This is a genomic window from Nonomuraea sp. NPDC004186, assembly GCF_053603495.1.
The window spans coordinates 25,188-39,259 of sequence record NZ_JBSGFQ010000029.1 but is presented as its reverse complement, the minus strand read 5'-3'; the positions used below and the strand labels follow the sequence as shown (position 1 = coordinate 39,259).

Annotated in this window: 16 protein-coding genes, 1 tRNA gene and 1 pseudogene; 9 read left to right on the top strand and 9 right to left on the bottom strand. The window is 70.3% G+C overall.

Annotated features, from left to right (window positions below):
* Positions 1 to 22 precede the first annotated feature (22 nt).
* The 3 genes from ACWEPL_RS23715 to dhaK all read right to left on the bottom strand — a co-directional run bounded on the left by ACWEPL_RS23715 (position 23) and on the right by dhaK (position 2,098).
* Complete coding sequence (locus ACWEPL_RS23715; RefSeq protein ID WP_363963953.1) at positions 23 to 397, bottom strand: PTS-dependent dihydroxyacetone kinase phosphotransferase subunit DhaM; 375 nt, start codon at positions 395 to 397, stop codon at positions 23 to 25.
* Positions 398 to 500: 103 nt separating this feature from the next.
* The gene (gene dhaL, locus ACWEPL_RS23710; protein WP_363963955.1) at positions 501 to 1,118 is read right to left on the bottom strand and encodes a dihydroxyacetone kinase subunit DhaL; all 618 of its coding nucleotides are present in this window, start codon (positions 1,116 to 1,118) and stop codon (positions 501 to 503) included.
* The gene (gene dhaK / locus ACWEPL_RS23705; protein WP_452437468.1) at positions 1,118 to 2,098 is read right to left on the bottom strand and encodes a dihydroxyacetone kinase subunit DhaK; all 981 of its coding nucleotides are present in this window, start codon (positions 2,096 to 2,098) and stop codon (positions 1,118 to 1,120) included. The genes dhaL and dhaK overlap by 1 nt, the downstream gene beginning before the upstream one ends.
* 54 nt (positions 2,099 to 2,152) lie before the next feature.
* Here dhaK and ACWEPL_RS23700 point away from each other — a divergent pair, with 54 nt between their 5' ends.
* Both ACWEPL_RS23700 and ACWEPL_RS23695 read left to right on the top strand, forming a co-directional pair.
* Entirely contained in the window at positions 2,153 to 3,319 is a 1,167-nt protein-coding gene (locus ACWEPL_RS23700) for a cytochrome P450 (RefSeq protein WP_363963959.1), read from the top strand.
* 18 nt (positions 3,320 to 3,337) lie between these two features.
* Entirely contained in the window at positions 3,338 to 4,084 is a 747-nt protein-coding gene (locus ACWEPL_RS23695; protein ID WP_363963961.1) for a lysophospholipid acyltransferase family protein, read from the top strand.
* A gap of 40 nt (positions 4,085 to 4,124) precedes the next feature.
* On the opposite strand, the gene ACWEPL_RS23690 is transcribed toward ACWEPL_RS23695, so the two are convergent.
* Both ACWEPL_RS23690 and ACWEPL_RS23685 read right to left on the bottom strand, forming a co-directional pair.
* Positions 4,125 to 4,889, bottom strand: a complete 765-nt coding sequence (locus ACWEPL_RS23690) for an RNA-guided endonuclease InsQ/TnpB family protein (protein WP_452437507.1) — start codon at positions 4,887 to 4,889, stop codon at positions 4,125 to 4,127.
* Positions 4,859 to 5,437: a hypothetical protein gene (locus ACWEPL_RS23685; RefSeq protein WP_452437467.1), complete on the bottom strand. Its 579-nt coding sequence runs from the start codon at positions 5,435 to 5,437 to the stop codon at positions 4,859 to 4,861. Before ACWEPL_RS23685 ends, ACWEPL_RS23690 begins: the two co-directional genes overlap by 31 nt.
* 54 nt (positions 5,438 to 5,491) lie before the next feature.
* On the opposite strand from ACWEPL_RS23685, the pseudogene ACWEPL_RS23680 reads away from it, so the two are divergent.
* Positions 5,492 to 5,593, top strand: a pseudogene (locus ACWEPL_RS23680) (transposase); the annotation flags it as partial.
* 94 nt (positions 5,594 to 5,687) lie between these two features.
* On the opposite strand, the gene ACWEPL_RS23675 reads toward ACWEPL_RS23680, so the two are convergent.
* Entirely contained in the window at positions 5,688 to 6,632 is a 945-nt protein-coding gene (locus tag ACWEPL_RS23675; protein WP_452437466.1) for a hypothetical protein, read from the bottom strand.
* A gap of 311 nt (positions 6,633 to 6,943) precedes the next feature.
* On the opposite strand from ACWEPL_RS23675, the gene ACWEPL_RS23670 reads away from it, so the two are divergent.
* The gene (locus ACWEPL_RS23670; RefSeq protein WP_452437465.1) at positions 6,944 to 7,735 is read left to right on the top strand and encodes a hypothetical protein; all 792 of its coding nucleotides are present in this window, start codon (positions 6,944 to 6,946) and stop codon (positions 7,733 to 7,735) included.
* Positions 7,736 to 7,834: 99 nt separating this feature from the next.
* Here ACWEPL_RS23670 and ACWEPL_RS23665 read toward each other — a convergent pair whose 3' ends face one another.
* Positions 7,835 to 8,326: a MarR family winged helix-turn-helix transcriptional regulator gene (locus ACWEPL_RS23665; protein ID WP_363963971.1), complete on the bottom strand. Its 492-nt coding sequence runs from the start codon at positions 8,324 to 8,326 to the stop codon at positions 7,835 to 7,837.
* A gap of 90 nt (positions 8,327 to 8,416) precedes the next feature.
* Here ACWEPL_RS23665 and ACWEPL_RS23660 point away from each other — a divergent pair, with 90 nt between their 5' ends.
* The gene (locus ACWEPL_RS23660; RefSeq protein WP_452437464.1) at positions 8,417 to 9,271 is read left to right on the top strand and encodes an NAD-dependent epimerase/dehydratase family protein; all 855 of its coding nucleotides are present in this window, start codon (positions 8,417 to 8,419) and stop codon (positions 9,269 to 9,271) included.
* A 150-nt stretch (positions 9,272 to 9,421) separates the two neighbouring features.
* A complete protein-coding gene (locus ACWEPL_RS23655; RefSeq protein ID WP_452437463.1) occupies positions 9,422 to 10,450 on the top strand; it encodes a DUF418 domain-containing protein in 1,029 nt (342 codons plus the stop codon).
* Here ACWEPL_RS23655 and ACWEPL_RS23650 read toward each other — a convergent pair.
* On the bottom strand, positions 10,447 to 11,721 hold the full coding sequence (locus ACWEPL_RS23650) for an ABC transporter substrate-binding protein (RefSeq protein WP_363963977.1): 1,275 nt from the start codon (positions 11,719 to 11,721) through the stop codon (positions 10,447 to 10,449). The two genes, ACWEPL_RS23655 and ACWEPL_RS23650, sit on opposite strands and share 4 nt — an antisense overlap.
* A 318-nt stretch (positions 11,722 to 12,039) precedes the next feature.
* Between ACWEPL_RS23650 and ACWEPL_RS23645 the strand changes: the two genes are divergently transcribed.
* Positions 12,040 to 12,807: a phosphatase PAP2 family protein gene (locus ACWEPL_RS23645; RefSeq protein ID WP_452437462.1), complete on the top strand. Its 768-nt coding sequence runs from the start codon at positions 12,040 to 12,042 to the stop codon at positions 12,805 to 12,807.
* Between the two features lie 48 nt (positions 12,808 to 12,855).
* On the opposite strand, the gene ACWEPL_RS23640 is transcribed toward ACWEPL_RS23645, so the two are convergent.
* Positions 12,856 to 12,932: transfer RNA gene (locus tag ACWEPL_RS23640), tRNA-Pro, on the bottom strand.
* A 95-nt stretch (positions 12,933 to 13,027) separates the two neighbouring features.
* On the opposite strand from ACWEPL_RS23640, the gene ACWEPL_RS23635 reads away from it, so the two are divergent.
* Positions 13,028 to 13,453, top strand: coding sequence for a hypothetical protein (locus ACWEPL_RS23635; RefSeq protein ID WP_350726512.1), 426 nt, complete (start codon positions 13,028 to 13,030; stop codon positions 13,451 to 13,453).
* Between the two features lie 70 nt (positions 13,454 to 13,523).
* On the top strand, positions 13,524 to 14,069 hold the full coding sequence (locus tag ACWEPL_RS23630) for a hypothetical protein (protein ID WP_363963983.1): 546 nt from the start codon (positions 13,524 to 13,526) through the stop codon (positions 14,067 to 14,069).
* The last annotated feature ends 3 nt before the right edge of the window (positions 14,070 to 14,072 follow it).

The window sequence follows — 14,072 nt, the reverse complement described above, 5'->3', positions numbered from 1 at the left end:
TAGGCGCGGGCGCCCGCTGAGCTCACAGCTTGCGGTAGGTGCGGGCCTCCTCGGCCGCCTCCAGCACGTCGGCCAGCGGCACACCCGCGCCCGCCGCCACCGCCGCGGCGATCGCGCCCTCCACGAACGGCACGTCCGCCACCACCACCCGCCCGTCCTCCTCCAGCAGGCGGGCGGTCAGCACCGAGCTGCCCAGGTCGGGGATGAGCACCACCCCGTCACCCTGGTCGACGCCGCGCAGCGCCGCCTCGATGAGGTCCAGGCTCGTGCCCAGCCCGCCGTCCTCGGTGCCCCCGGCGGCCGCCACGGGTACGTCGGCACCGGCGATCCCGCGGGCCAGCGCCGCCGCCTCCGCCGCCAGCCCCGCGCTGTGCGCGACGAGCACCAGCCCCACCATCACCCGGCTCCGCGCGGGATCGCGCGATCACCGGGGCCGCCCATCACGCCACCACCGAGACCAGGCCCGCCCATCACGCCAACACCGAGGCCAAGACAGCTCATCACGCCACCACCGACGCCAGCGCCGCCATGAACAGGGCCGCCGACGCCGCCCCCGGGTCCTCGTGCCCGATGCTGCGTTCGCCCAGGTAGCTGGCCCGGCCCTTGCGCGCCTGCATCGGGATCGTGGCCTTCGCCCCCTCCTCGGCCGCTTCGGCCGCCCGTTCGAGTGCCTCCTTCACCCCGATCCCGTCACGTACGGCCAGGGCGAGCGCCCGGGAGGCCGGGACCAGCGCGTCCACCATGGTCTTGTCGCCCAGCGCGGCCTTGCCCAGCCGTTCGAGCGCCACCACCCCGGCCTCGAACGCCCCCGAGAACCCGGCCAGCGTCACCGGCGACTCCAGCGACTTGCCCATCTGCCGGAACACGGACCCGTACAGCGGCCCGGAGGCGCCCCCGACGCGGCGGATCAGCGTCGCGCCCGCCGCGGCCAGCGCCTCGCCGGGAGTCCCCGGCGGCGACTCGGCCAGCGTCTTGCGGACCTCGGTGAGGCCGCGGTCGAGGTTCGTGCCGTGGTCGGCGTCGCCGATCGCCGCGTCCAGCCGGGTCAGCCGGTCGCGGTCCCTGTGCACCAGCCTGGCAGCCTCCTCGAACCAGGCCACGAACACGTCGGTGTCCATCAGCGCCCCCAGCGCAGCCCCGGCGTCTCGACCGGAGCGTCCCACAGGCGGGTGAGCACGTCGTCGAGCAGGCAGATCGACACGGAGAAGCCCTGCATGTCGAGGCTGGTCACGTAGTTGCCGACGAGCGAGCGCGACACCCGCGCGCCCTTGCCCCTGACGAAGGCCGCGACCTCCGCGAACACCACGTACAGCTCCATGAGCGGGGTGCCGCCCATGCCGTTGACCATGACCAGCAGGTCGCCGCGGAGCGGCAGGTCGCCGTGGATGGCCTCCATGGCGATCGCGGCCAGCTCGCGCGCCGACACCATCGGCACCCGGGCCCGCCCCGGCTCGCCGTGGATGCCGATGCCCAGCTCCACGTCCGTCTCCGGCAGGTCGAAGGTCGGCTTGCCCGCGTGCGGCGTCGTACAGGACGTCAGGGCGATGCCGAACGACCTGCTGCGCTCGTCCACCTCGCCCGCCACCGCGGCGATCTGGGCCAGCGGCGCGCCCTGCTCGGCCAGCGCGCCCGCGAGCTTCTCCACGAACAGCGTGGCCCCGGTGCCGCGCCGGCCCGCCGTGTAGAGGGAGTCCTGTACGGCCACGTCGTCGTCGACCAGCACGCTGGCCACCTCGACGTCCTCGATCAGCTCGGCGGCCATCTCGAAGTTCAGCACGTCGCCGGTGTAGTTCTTGACGATGTGCAGGACCCCGGCGCCGCCGTCGACCGCCCTGGTCGCGTCGATGATCTGGTCGGGGACCGGTGAGGTGAAGACCTCGCCGGGGCAGGCCGCGTCGAGCATGCCGTACCCGACGAAACCGGCGTGCAGCGGCTCATGTCCCGAGCCGCCGCCCGAGACCAGGCCGACCTTGCCCGGCAGCGGTCCCTCGGCCCGGCAGACCACGCGGTCGCGCACCCGCAGCGAGGGGTGGGCCGCGGCCATGCCGTTCAGCGCGTCATCGACGACGGAGTCGGCCGTGTTGATGAGCTTCTTCATGGTGAGAAGATCTGCCCATTTTCACGAGGGCGCAAGCGTCGTAGCGTGGGCGGGATGGAGGTCGTCTACAACCCCTACGACCCGGCGGTCAACAACGATCCGTACCCCGTCTACGCGTGGTTACGCCGGGAAGCGCCGGTCTATCACAACGCCGAGCACGGCTTCTGGGCACTGTCGCGGCACGCCGACGTGTCCGCCGCGCTCGGCGACAGCGCCCTGCTGTCCAGCGACCACGGCCCCGTGCTCGATCCGGCCGCGTGGGGGCCGCAGGCGCGTACGTACCTGTCGTTCGTGGCCATGGACCCGCCGGACCACACCCGCATGCGGGCCGTCGTCTCGCGGGCCTTCACCCCGCGCCGGGTGGCCGCGCTCGAACCCATGATCAGGGAGATCGCGCGGGGCTACATCGAGGAGGGCATCGAGCGGGGGACGTTCGACTTCGTCCGCGACTTCGCGGCCAAGCTGCCGCTCGACGTGATCTCCGAGCTGGTGGGGGTGCCGCCGTCCGATCGCGCGGACGTCCGCCGCAAGTCCGACATCCTCGTGAAATATGACCCTCAGGGCAAGATGGCGGACACGGGGCTCAGGAGCATCCTGTCCCTCGGCGACTACTACGCCTCGATCGTCGCCGACCGCCGGGCCGCACCCCGTGACGACCTCGTCTCGGCGCTCGTCGCCGACGGCGGGCTGAGCCCCGAGGAGATCGTGGCGTTCCTGTTCCTGCTGATCGGGGCCGGCTCGGAGACCACCACCCACCTGCTGGGCGCCGCCTGGTACTGGGCATGGCGCCACCCCGGCCAGCGCGCCGCCGGCTTCGGCGGGGCGATCACGGGGTGGGTGGAGGAGTCGCTGCGGTACGACACCCCCGCGCACGGCATCGCCCGCCGCCTCACCGAGCCCGCCGAGTGGCACGGCGTCGAGGTCCCCGCCGACGCCAAGGTATGGATCCTGATCGGCTCCGCCAACAGGGACGAGTCGGTATTCCCCGACCCCGACGTCTACGACCTGGGCCGCGACACCTCCAGGTCCATCAGCTTCGGCGTCGGCCGCCACTACTGCCTCGGAGGTCCGCTCGCCCGGCTGGAGGCCCGGGTGGCGCTGGAGGAGCTGACGAAGGCCGTCTCGCCTTCGTACGAGATCGACCCGGACGGCATCCGGCGCATCTCGCACGGGAACGTGCGCGGGATGGTCAGGCTCCCGACTACCGTGGCACCCGCCTGAGTAGGCTACCTTCTGCTCATGGCTGAGATCGTGTACCCGCCGGTGATCGCCGCCGCGCGGACCCTGTTTCGCGTGCTCGACGTCCGGTTCCACATGGAGGGTACGGAGCACGTGCCGCAGACCGGGGGAGCGGTGCTGGTGAGCAACCACATCAGCTACCTCGACTTCATCTTCGCGGGATTCGCCGCGCTGCCCTCGCGGCGGCTGGTGCGCTTCATGGCCAAGCAGGACGTCTTCGAGCACCGGATCTCCGGGCCGCTGATGCGCGGTATGAAGCACATCCCGGTGGACCGGGGGGCGGGCGCGGGCTCTTACGCCACGGCCCTGCGCATGCTGAAGGCCGGCGAGGTCGTCGGGGTCTTCGCGGAGGCGACGATCAGCCGGTCGTTCACCGTCAAGGAGATCAAGAACGGCGCCATCCGCATGGCCCAGGCCACCAACACGCCCATCATCCCCGTCGGGCTGTGGGGCAGCCAGCGCTTCTGGACCAAGGGCCGGCCCCGCAAGCTCACGCAACGGCACATCCCGCTGACCATCGTGGTGGGGGAGCCGATGCACCCCAAGCGCGGCGAGAACGTCAACGACCACACCGCCGACCTGCACAAGCGGCTGTCGGGCCTGGTGGACCAGGCGCAGCGCACGTACCCGGAGGTGCCGCAGGGGGTGTGGTGGCAGCCCGCCCACCTGGGCGGCACGGCCCCGACGCCGGAGGAGGCGGAGGCCATGGACGCCGCCGAGGCCGAGGCCCGCGCCAAGAAGGATTGACATGCTCCTCCCCGGTGAACGGGGAGGATTCTCATGGCCGCTACGCGGCCACCCCTTGCGGGGTGGGTGCGGTCCCGCTATGAGTGGCTTGACGCTTCACAGGCCCCAGTACGGCAAGGCCTCCACGTCCGTTTACCGCCTGTCCGACGGCTGAGTTGTACCGGTACATCTGGGTGCGGGCGGCATTGGTGTCGGCGTTGCCGATCCACCCGCAAGCTGGGTTTTTGCATACGAACCTGGCCTGGGACTGGCGTGATCCCTGGGTGATCGTGTGGCACTGGTGGCATTCCCGGCTGGTGTTCGCCGCCGGGATGGAGGCGACTTCCCCGCCCTTGTCGAGGACTTTGTAGGCGAGGAACTCGGCGGTGCGCGACCATGCCTCACCGGCGATGGCCCGGTTCAGGCCGCGCTTTTGGGCGACGTTCGTCCCCGGTTCCTCCACAGTGCCCGAGGCAGAGGCCATCATGTTCTTGACCTTGAGGCCTTCGAGCACGATCACGCTGTAGCGGTCGGTGAGTTTCGCGGTGGTCTGGTGTTGCCAGTCGATCACCCGGCGCTTGGCTCTCGCACGCAGGCTAGCGATCTGGTCATAGGTTCTCTTCAACCGGTTCGAGGTCGGCCGTCCCGGCTTGGCGGCCCGCTTCTGGCGGGCGGCCTTGCGTTCCAGCCGGAGCAGACGCTCGGCCTCCTTGTGCGACAGCCACTGCTCGCGGTGGCGGATCTTCTCCCCTGAAGCCAGGGCCAGGGGGACGGTGATGCCCCGGTCGATCGCGGTCACCGGGCCCTCATGCGGGGCCAGGGGCATCTCCATCGTTTGGGTGCGGAAGATGATGTGCCAGCCGTTGGCTCCTTGATCAGCCGGGCACCGGTGACCTTCCCATCGGCGGAGGATCTGGTGATGCCGGGCAGGTTCTTGGTCCACCGGAACGGGACCCGGCCCAGTTTGGGGATGTTGACCTCGCCCCACCGCCGGTTGACCCGGATGATGTGCAGATCCCGCCCCTGCGGAACATCCACGGCCATCCGGGACCGAAAACGCCCTTTGAACTTCGGCCGCTCAGCGGGATGGTCGGGGTTGAAGAAGTTCGCCCACGCCTGCCGATGGGTCTTGAGCACAGCTTGGGAAGCTTGCGCAGGCAGGTCCTTCAACCAGTCGACGTCCCTGCGCGCCTGCCGGATCGCCTCGTCGCCGTCCTTCAGCGTGGCGAAGCGGCCCTGCCGGAAGGTGTAGTACTCGTGCAGCAGGTTCCACAACGCCCGCGCATTGTGCGCCTGGCCATCCAGGATGGCTGACTGGCGACTGTCCAAGTCCAGGCGCGCCATATGAGCGCGGTGGCGTTTCTCCAGCTCCACAAACCGCATTTTGTCATTTGGTGTATGTCACCGATGTGAGAACCGAATCCCGAAATCAGAACTGGTCGCCATTGCGTTCACGAACTGACCGCGCATTTGGTGTTCGTCACCAAATATCGGCGCAACTTCTTCTCCGATGAGATGCTCACCCGCTGCCGGGTCGCGCGAGTCAGCACGGGCGACTCCGCGCGCCTGCTCCCAGCCTGGCCCACTGGTTCCCATCGCTCCGAACGGCGCGGGCGCCGGGCTCTCAGCGGGGGATCGGAAGGGTGCGATCGGGACGATCCGCCCGGTACGCCTCGCCGTCCGGATAGATGCACCACGCATCGCCTCGCCGTAGCAGGACCGGGCTGGTCCACGCCTCGTCCGGCGCCGGGAGGTGGAGGTGCCGGACGCGTTCCGCCGCGTCCCAGATCAGCAGCCCGCGAATGTCGCCGAGGAGATCCATCTTGACGGAGTCGTACAGAGGATGGCTCCACAGGCCGCCCACCTCGGCGTGGACGAAGCGGTCGTCCAGCCACGTGACGTGCTCGTCGCACAACGGGCCCCAGTCCCGCTCACACGGCACGGGCACCGGCTCGCCGTCGACCCACAGTTGCGCGCCGATCCAGTCGGGAGCGCGGATCGTCAGGGCCTGGCGCCGCAGGCCGGGCGCGAAGGCGACGCGGACCACGCCCTTGCCCGCGGTGTCGAGGAAGTTGTACGCGCACCGCTCGTCCGTGAACTCCCAGCCGATCTCCCCGTACTCGGCGGGCGTCACCCCGGCCGGTGGAGCCGGGTAGGTCCGCCCGCACCTGTCACCGTCACGCGCGGCAACGCGCCCGGCCGCACCCGTCCAGGCCCACATCGCCAGGACCCGCACCGGATCGTCCATCCCGCCCATCGAGAACCGATGCTCCAGCCAGCGCTCCAAAGCAGCGCCCTGCGGCTCGCCCCCGATGCCGGTCGGGACGGGCGCGCTCCGGCCGTCCATCCACAGCAGGAGCTCGGGCCCGGCCAGCAGCATGGCGTGATGCCGCCGGTCGGGGGCGAAGTAAGCGCGAAACGTCACACCCCCGCGAGAGCGCCGGTAGGACCTCCCGTACGACGCCAGGCCCGCGGCCGTACAGTCCTCGACCGTCACCGCGGCCGGTGGGTCCGCCAGGTCGCCGCGCGCCACGGCGGCCATCCACTGCTCCAGGGCCTCGCGACTCATGGCCGCCATTCTGATGCGACTCTGATACGACGGACAGGCCCGGACAAGATCAACAAACGCGGCGCGAATCGAATCCACCCGGTCGCGGCGCAACGCCTCGCCCCGGCAGCGGCGACTGGGCACGGGCGCGACCCGAGCCGGTCGAGGCCGCGCCCGTTCACCGCGCGGGGGTGGCCTGTGACCGTGCTTGCGGGCCGTGATGCGAGGCGCGCGGCCCGGGCGGTTGCGCTGGTGGAGTGGGTGAGGCCGGAACGAGATCTGGGCCTGCGAAGATCACCCGGCATGGCTCACCTCCCGAGGAGACGACCCGCATGAGGCTCTGGGCGCTCGCCCTGACGATCACCTCCGTGACCTCCATCGTCACGTCGCCGGCCGCCGCCGCGGCCGACCCCGTCGCCGCGCTGCGCCGCCAGCTGACGAGCGGCAACGGTGTGACCTTCTCGGACGTCCTGGTCGCCAGGTCCGAAGGAAAGCCGCGCACCTTCCGGGAGTCGGGAGTCCACGAGCTGGACCGGGGGAGGATCGTCGCGAGCGAGATCCTGCGTCCCAAGGACTTCATGTTCGGCAAGTACCGCCAGCGTCTCATCCTCTTCCCGGACCGGTCCTACGAGCAGTCGGCCGGCCTGCGCAAGCATCTTCCGGAAGGCAAGAGCTGGGTGGTCGCCGAGGAGAAGCAGTCCCTCGCCCTGTACTGCGGCCAGATGCGGCTGAGCGATCCCGGCACGCTCAAGGCCCTGCTCGCCGCCACCAAGGTCAAGCGTCCCTCCGGCGTGTACGACGGCACCCGCACCACCCTCTACGAGGGGTTCATCACGCTGGGCGAGCTCGCCAAGGCGGACCCCGACTTCCGTATCGCCGGACGCCACAGGCCCACGGGCAAGTACGCCCGTGTCCGGGTCGACTGGAAGCTCTGGATCGGACGGGACCAGCTCGTCCGCCGATGCCACAGCGACTCCAGGCAACCCGGCATCCCCAAGCTGAGCGACGAACCCGTCCATTACGTCGACGACGTCCGCCTGTCCCGGTGGGGCCGGCCGATCGACATCCAAGCGCCTCCGGCCGATCAGGTGGCGACCTACGACGAGCTCGACCTTCCGGAGTAGCCCCTGCGAGGGCCACCGGATGCGGGGCCGTACAGGCGCAGAAAAGGGAAGCCTCGACGGACCGCCCCAAGGCAGGTGCCGAGCCCCGGGAGCAGCCCCCTACACGGTGTCGCCCAGAGAGACGAGGAGTTTGCGGAGGAGGTCGGCCAGGGCGTCGCGGTCGGTGGGGGAGAGGCCGGACAGGAGGCGGGCCTCGTTGGCCGCGTGACGTTCCAGGACGTCGTTGGCCACCCGCCGCCCCTCGTCCGTCAGCGCCACGAGCGTCATCCGCCGGTTGTCCGGCGCCGGCCAGCGGTCGACCAGCCCGCGCTCCACCAGGTGGTCCATGCGGTTGGTGAGCGCGCCAGGACTGACCATGGCCGCCGCCGACAGGTCCTTCATGCACATGGAGTCGGCTTCGTTCCTGAGCAGCGTGGCCAGCATGTCGAACTCCCACGCCTCCAGCCCGTGCTCGCCCAGGAACTCCTTGACCCCCCGCTCCAGGAGCCGCGAGGCCCGCGACACCCGGCCGATCACGCCCATCGGGGACACGTCCACGTCGGGCCGGGTGCGGGCCCACTGCCCGAGGATCGCGTCGACTGCATCTCCCATGGCGGCAATCGTACGACATTGAAATGTTCGATGTCGTGGGTTATCGTCCTACGTGGAAATGTTCAATGTCGAAATTTTTGAGGTGGGACAATGAAGGTGCTGGTGCTTGGCGCGACGGGGTACATCGGGGGCGCCCTGGTGGAGCGGCTGGTCGCGCAGGGGCATGAGGTGGCGGCCTACGTGCGGCCCGCGGCGGAGGGAGAGCGGCGGGTGCCGGGTGTGGCCGACGTCCGGTACGGGGACCTGGCGGACGCCGCCGCGCTGGAGAGGGCGATCACCGCGGACCTCGACGCGATCGTGCACGCCGGCCAGTTGACCGGCGACCAGGAGACCGACCTGGCCACGCTCGGCGTGCTCGCCGGAGCGTCACAGAAGGTCGTCTACGTCAGCGGCGTGTGGGTGCTCGGCGAGACCGACGGGGCCGACGAGGACAGCCCGGCCGACCCGATCCCCCTGGTGGCGTACCGGGACCAGGTGGAGCGGCTGGTGATCGGCGGCGGCGGCTCCGTGGTGCGTCCCGGCGTCGTCCACGGGCGTGGCACGGGCATCGCGGCGCTGCTGAAGGCCCAGGCCGCGCGGCGCGGGACCGGTGTGTACGTCACCGCGGGCGGCACCGCGCCGACGTGGACCTTCGTGCACGTGGACGATGTGGCCGAGCTGATCGTGGCCGCCCTGGAGAAGGGGGAGGCGGCCGTCTACCACGCCATCAGTGAGGAGGCGGTGCCCGTCACCGCCGTGGCCGAGGCGGCGGCCAGGTCGGCGGGCGTCAAGGAGACGGCCGAGCCCTGGCCGCTCGAGGAGGCCGCGCGGGAGCTCGGGGAGGGCTTCGCCCAGGCTCTGGCGATCAGCCAGCGCGTCAGCGCGACCCGTACCCGCGAAACGCTCGGCTGGCAGCCCACCCGTCCCGGCATCGTGGCCGATCTCGTCGAGGGTTCCTACGCCTGACGCGTCCTCCCATCCCGGACCAGCGGGACGAACCGACGGCCCGGTGGGGCACCGTCGAGAACGAGGATCGGCCGAAAGTACCGTCGGAGGACCGCGAGCCCCCACCGGTGGTCGATGTCCGCACCGGGCCCCGTCCCCAGGATGAGGTGCATGCCCTATCGAGATCACGCTCCGGGACCGGCCCGAGGTCCCGGAGCCCCTTCCACCCGCGCCGGGACGACGGCCTCCCCCGGCCGGCCGCGTATCGCCGCGCTCGACGTCCTGCGCGGGTTCACGCTGTGCGAGATCCTGCTCGCCAACATCCAGCTGATAGCCAACGGCGACAGAGCCGTCACGACGCAGCCCATGGGCGACTGGGACCCGTGGCTCGGGCTCCCGATCTTCTCCCTGCTGTTCGGCATCGGGTTCTCGCTGCTGCTGGACTCCGCCGCGAACCGCGTCCCCCGCCCGCGGCTCGTCCTGCTGCGCCGGCTTCTGGCGCTGCTCGCGATCGGCCTCGCGCATTCGCTGCTGTGGCGGGGCGAAATCCTGACCTCGTACGCCGTCGTCGGCCTGCTGGTGCTGCTGCCCTCCACTTGGCTGCCGCGGTGGGCCGTGGCCGGCCTCGCCCCGGCGCTCGTGGCGGCGGCGCTGATCGGCGGGGGTGGCGGGCCCCTGATGATCGCCGGGCTGTTCCTGCTGGGCTCGGCACTGGTCCGGTACGGGATGATCGAGGCCCTCGAGCGGTCCACTCGAGGGCCGCTCCTGCTGGGCCTGGCCTTCGCGGCGGGGGCGGCCTCAGCCCTGTGGGCACGGAACGGGACCGGTGCGCCGTCCTTCACGTCCAGCCTGGCCGATCTGCTGCTCGCCGGCGTGTACGTGTGCACCCTGCTGGTCCTGCTCAGAACGCCGCTGCGACCGGCGCTGGCGGCCCTCTTCGCACCACTGGGCCGGATGGCGCTGACCAATTACCTGACCGCCACGCTCCTCGTGCTGGCGGCCGGTCACCTCCTCGGCCTGCCGATCGGCCGATCCCTGACGGCGGCGTACGCGGCCGCGGGGGTCATCCTCGCCGCCCAGTGGCTGTTCGCCACCCTCTGGCTGCGCCGCCACCGCCAGGGTCCCGTCGAGTGGCTCTGGCGCTGGGTCACCTGGGCCCACCGCTCAGCCCTGCGCATCCCCGCGAACCGAGCCCACTAGCCCGCGATGAGGGCGTTGGCCTCCGTGATGAGCTTCTGAGCGGCCTCGTCAGGCGTCATCCGACCGAACAGGACCTCATTCGTGTACCGCGTGAGGATGGCCTCGATGGCGCTGGCGCGCTTCGGCGGGGCGGCGGGCGAGTCCGTGAGCTCGCCCTTGACCTTGTCGAGGAAGGCCAGCGTCTTCTTGTCGGTCTCCGGAAGCTTGTCCCTGACCGCCGCCAGCACCTTGGAGCTGGCCGGCAGGCCGCGGTCGCTGAGGATGATCGCGCCCGCCTCCGGATCGTTGATCATGAAGTCGATGAACTTGGCCGCCGCGGCCTGATGCTCGGACTTCGCCGAGGCGGTGTAGAACATCGCGGGCTGCAGGAACATGCCGCCCGCGGTGGCGCCCTGCGCCTTGGGCATCCGCAGCAGGTCCACCTCCTTGCCGCCGGACGCCTTGTTGATCGAGCCGAGCTGGTTGCTCCACCACATCCCCATCGCGCCGTTGCGGGTGGCGAACAGCGACCGGTCCTCGCTCTGGGTCGCGAGCTCGATGCTCTTGGCGGCGTCAGGAGAGCCCTTGCTCCTGATCAGCTTCTGGTGGACCGCCCACCACGCCTTGAGCGTCCCGGGCGAGACGCCGATCTTGTTGCCCTTGTAGAGGGACTCGCCCCGCTGAGCGGCGAAGATCTGCAGGAACGCCGGGTTGAAAGCCTGCTGCGTGCCGTAGACCTTGCCGCCGGTGCTCGCGGTGATCTTCGCCGCCAGCTCGGCGTATTCGTCCCAGGTCCACGTGGTGTCGTCGGGCAGGTTCTGCCCCGCGTCCTTGATCGCCTTCGGGTCCACGACCAGGGACCAGGCGTTGACGCCGGTGGGGATGGCGAACTGCTTCTCGTCGATGGCGCCGGTGGCCAGCACCTTGGCGTCGATGTCGGCGGTGTCGACCGCGCTGGACAGATCGGCGAGCGTGCCGCGTTCGGCGTACTCCCGCAGCCCGCGGATCTCAAGGGTGATGACGTCAGGCGTCTCGTCGCTCGCGACCTTCGTGGCCAGCGTGTCGTAGTAGGTGCCGAAGCCGGAGAACTCTTCCTCGATGTCGATGTCCGGGTTCTTCGCCTCGAACCTCTTGATCGCCTCTTGCGTCATCTTCTGCCGCGCGTCACTGCCCCAGTAGGAGAAACGTAACGTGATCGCACCGTCGGCGCCTTCGCTGCCGCAGGCCGCGGTGATCGCCAGCACAGCAGTGGCCAGCAACGCTGCCGTCCACGTCTTCTTGCCAGAGCCCACGGCTCTACCTCCTGGGGGGTTGAGGGGTGCAGGACCTGCAGCGGCCCTGGGGCGGTCACTCCACGGGTCCGGCCAGGAAGAAGTCGAAGCCCAGCCCGAGCGCGCTGATCGGCATGGCGAGCACCGGAGCTCACGACGACCTTCCACCGGAGTCAGAGAATCCCGCAAGATTACCGGGGCGGTGAGGCCGCCGGAAGTTGTTGAGGTGGCGGAAGTGGCTGAGGTGGTCGTTCTGTAACACGTTCCATGCCGGAGCGGTGAGTTAGGGTGACTCGCGTGAGCCCGCGTGAGGTGGCCGCCGGCCGATTATCGCGCCTGGTGGCGCGCGCCCGCTCGGCCGCACTCGCCGGGAGGGTGGGCGGGCGCCCCGCCCCGCTGGTCGAAGTGGCCGGCCTGCTGCTCGTGATCCTGCTCTTCGCACTGCTTCACGCCGCCGCCGGGAACGACACCGCGGCCGCCACCGCCAACGCTCTGGCCCTGCAGTCCATGGAACGGGCCCTCCACCTGGACATCGCACTGAGGGCGAACCAGTGGCTGACCGAGCATCCGGCCCTCATCCAGCCGGCGGTGTACTACTACCGCCTGTACTACCTCGTGGTCATCGGCGTGCTGGTGTGGGTCTTCGTCCGGCACGCCGCTGTCTACGCCAAGGTCCGCTGGACCCTCGTCGCGATGCTCGTCCTCGTGCTGCCCGTTTACTGGGCGGTGCCCATGTCGCCCCCACGGTTCGCCCTGCCGGGCGTCGTCGACATCATCGCCGAGCACGACCTCCTGGGCGGCCACGCCTCACGCGAGATCGGGAACGGCCAGAACCTGACGGCGATGCCGAGCATGCACGTGGGGTGGTCGTTGTGGTGCGCGTACGCCGTGTGGTCCGCGCTGCGGGACTCCCACCCACGGCCGGCGTTGCTGGCGTGGATCTTTCCGCTGGGTATGGTCGCAGTCGTGCTCACCACGGGCAACCACTACGTGCTCGACATCGCGGGGAGCGTCGTGCTGCTGATCGTCTCCATCACGGTCGTATCGGCATGGGGCCGCCTGGCCGAGCGCCGGCGGACAGCCGCGGCGGACGCCGCTCAAGCATGAGAAAGGGTGTCACCCTGGCGAGTGACACCCTCATCGACCAGCGATATCTGGTCGGGACGACAGGATTTGAACCTGCGACCCCTTGACCCCCAGTCAAGTGCGCTACCAAGCTGCGCTACGTCCCGGTCGTGTCGGCCGCTCCTTGCGGAGCGGGACGTCATAACCTTAGCGCACATCGGAGGTGCACGCGTACACGGAGAGCTGGGGCGGAGGGGGCCGAGTGGGGCGGAAACCGACCATCGATCGGCGGGAGCTGGCCAGGTTGGTGGCCGAAGGGATGAACGTGCAGGAGCTGGCCGCGCACTTCGGGGTCAGCGAGTCCGGGGTGCTGCAGGCCAAGCGGGCCGCCGGGCTGGCCAAGCCGATGCTCGACCACAGCCGTGCCGTGCCGTGGAAGCTGGCCCGCGAGCACTCCCAGTCCGGGCCCGCCACCAATCTGCGCAATCTGTCGGCGGCCGCGCAGGGGAAGCCGCCCGCGGCCGAGCGGCTGAACACGGCTCTGCGGTGGGCTCAGCGGCTCGTCGACGCGGGGCTCGACGTGCGGTACGACGCGGCTGAAGGGTTCAGCGAGATCCCCGCCGCACCAACGGGCTCACATGTCGCAGCCGTGCTGGCCGCGGCCCGGGAGGCGCTGGAAGCCCGCTGAGGCGGGGAGTTTCGACCCACCTGTTCGAGGGCAGTCGCTGGTCTCAAGACAGAGACCGGAGGCGAACAACATGACCACCTTAATCTGGGTGGCCGTCGTCGCGGTCGTGGTGGTGGCGCTCGTCGCAGTGGGTTACGCCGTGCTGCAGCAGAGGCGCCGCGACCATCTCCGCGAACGTTTCGGCCCGGAGTACGAACGCATAGTCTCCGAGCACGACACCCGCCACGAGGCCGAGCAGGAGCTGCTCGACCGGGAGCGCCGGCATGCGGAGCTCGGCATCCATCCCCTGACGGAAGAGTCGCGCGACACCTACGCGAACCAGTGGACCGAGGTGCAGGAGCGCTTCGTCGACGCACCCGGGTTCGCGGTGACCGAGGCCGATCAACTGGTCACCGCGGTCATGGCGGAACGGGGTTACCCGACGGAGAACTACGAGGAGCGGCTGTCCACCCTCTCGGTGGGGCACGCGAAGACTCTCGACCGCTACCGGACGGCCCACGAGATCAGCGGGCGCGCGGCCAGGAAGGAGGCCTCCACGGAGGACCTGCGGCAGGCCATGGTGCACTATCGCGCGCTGTTCGAGGAACTGCTGCAGGAGACCACACGAGGACGGTGAACG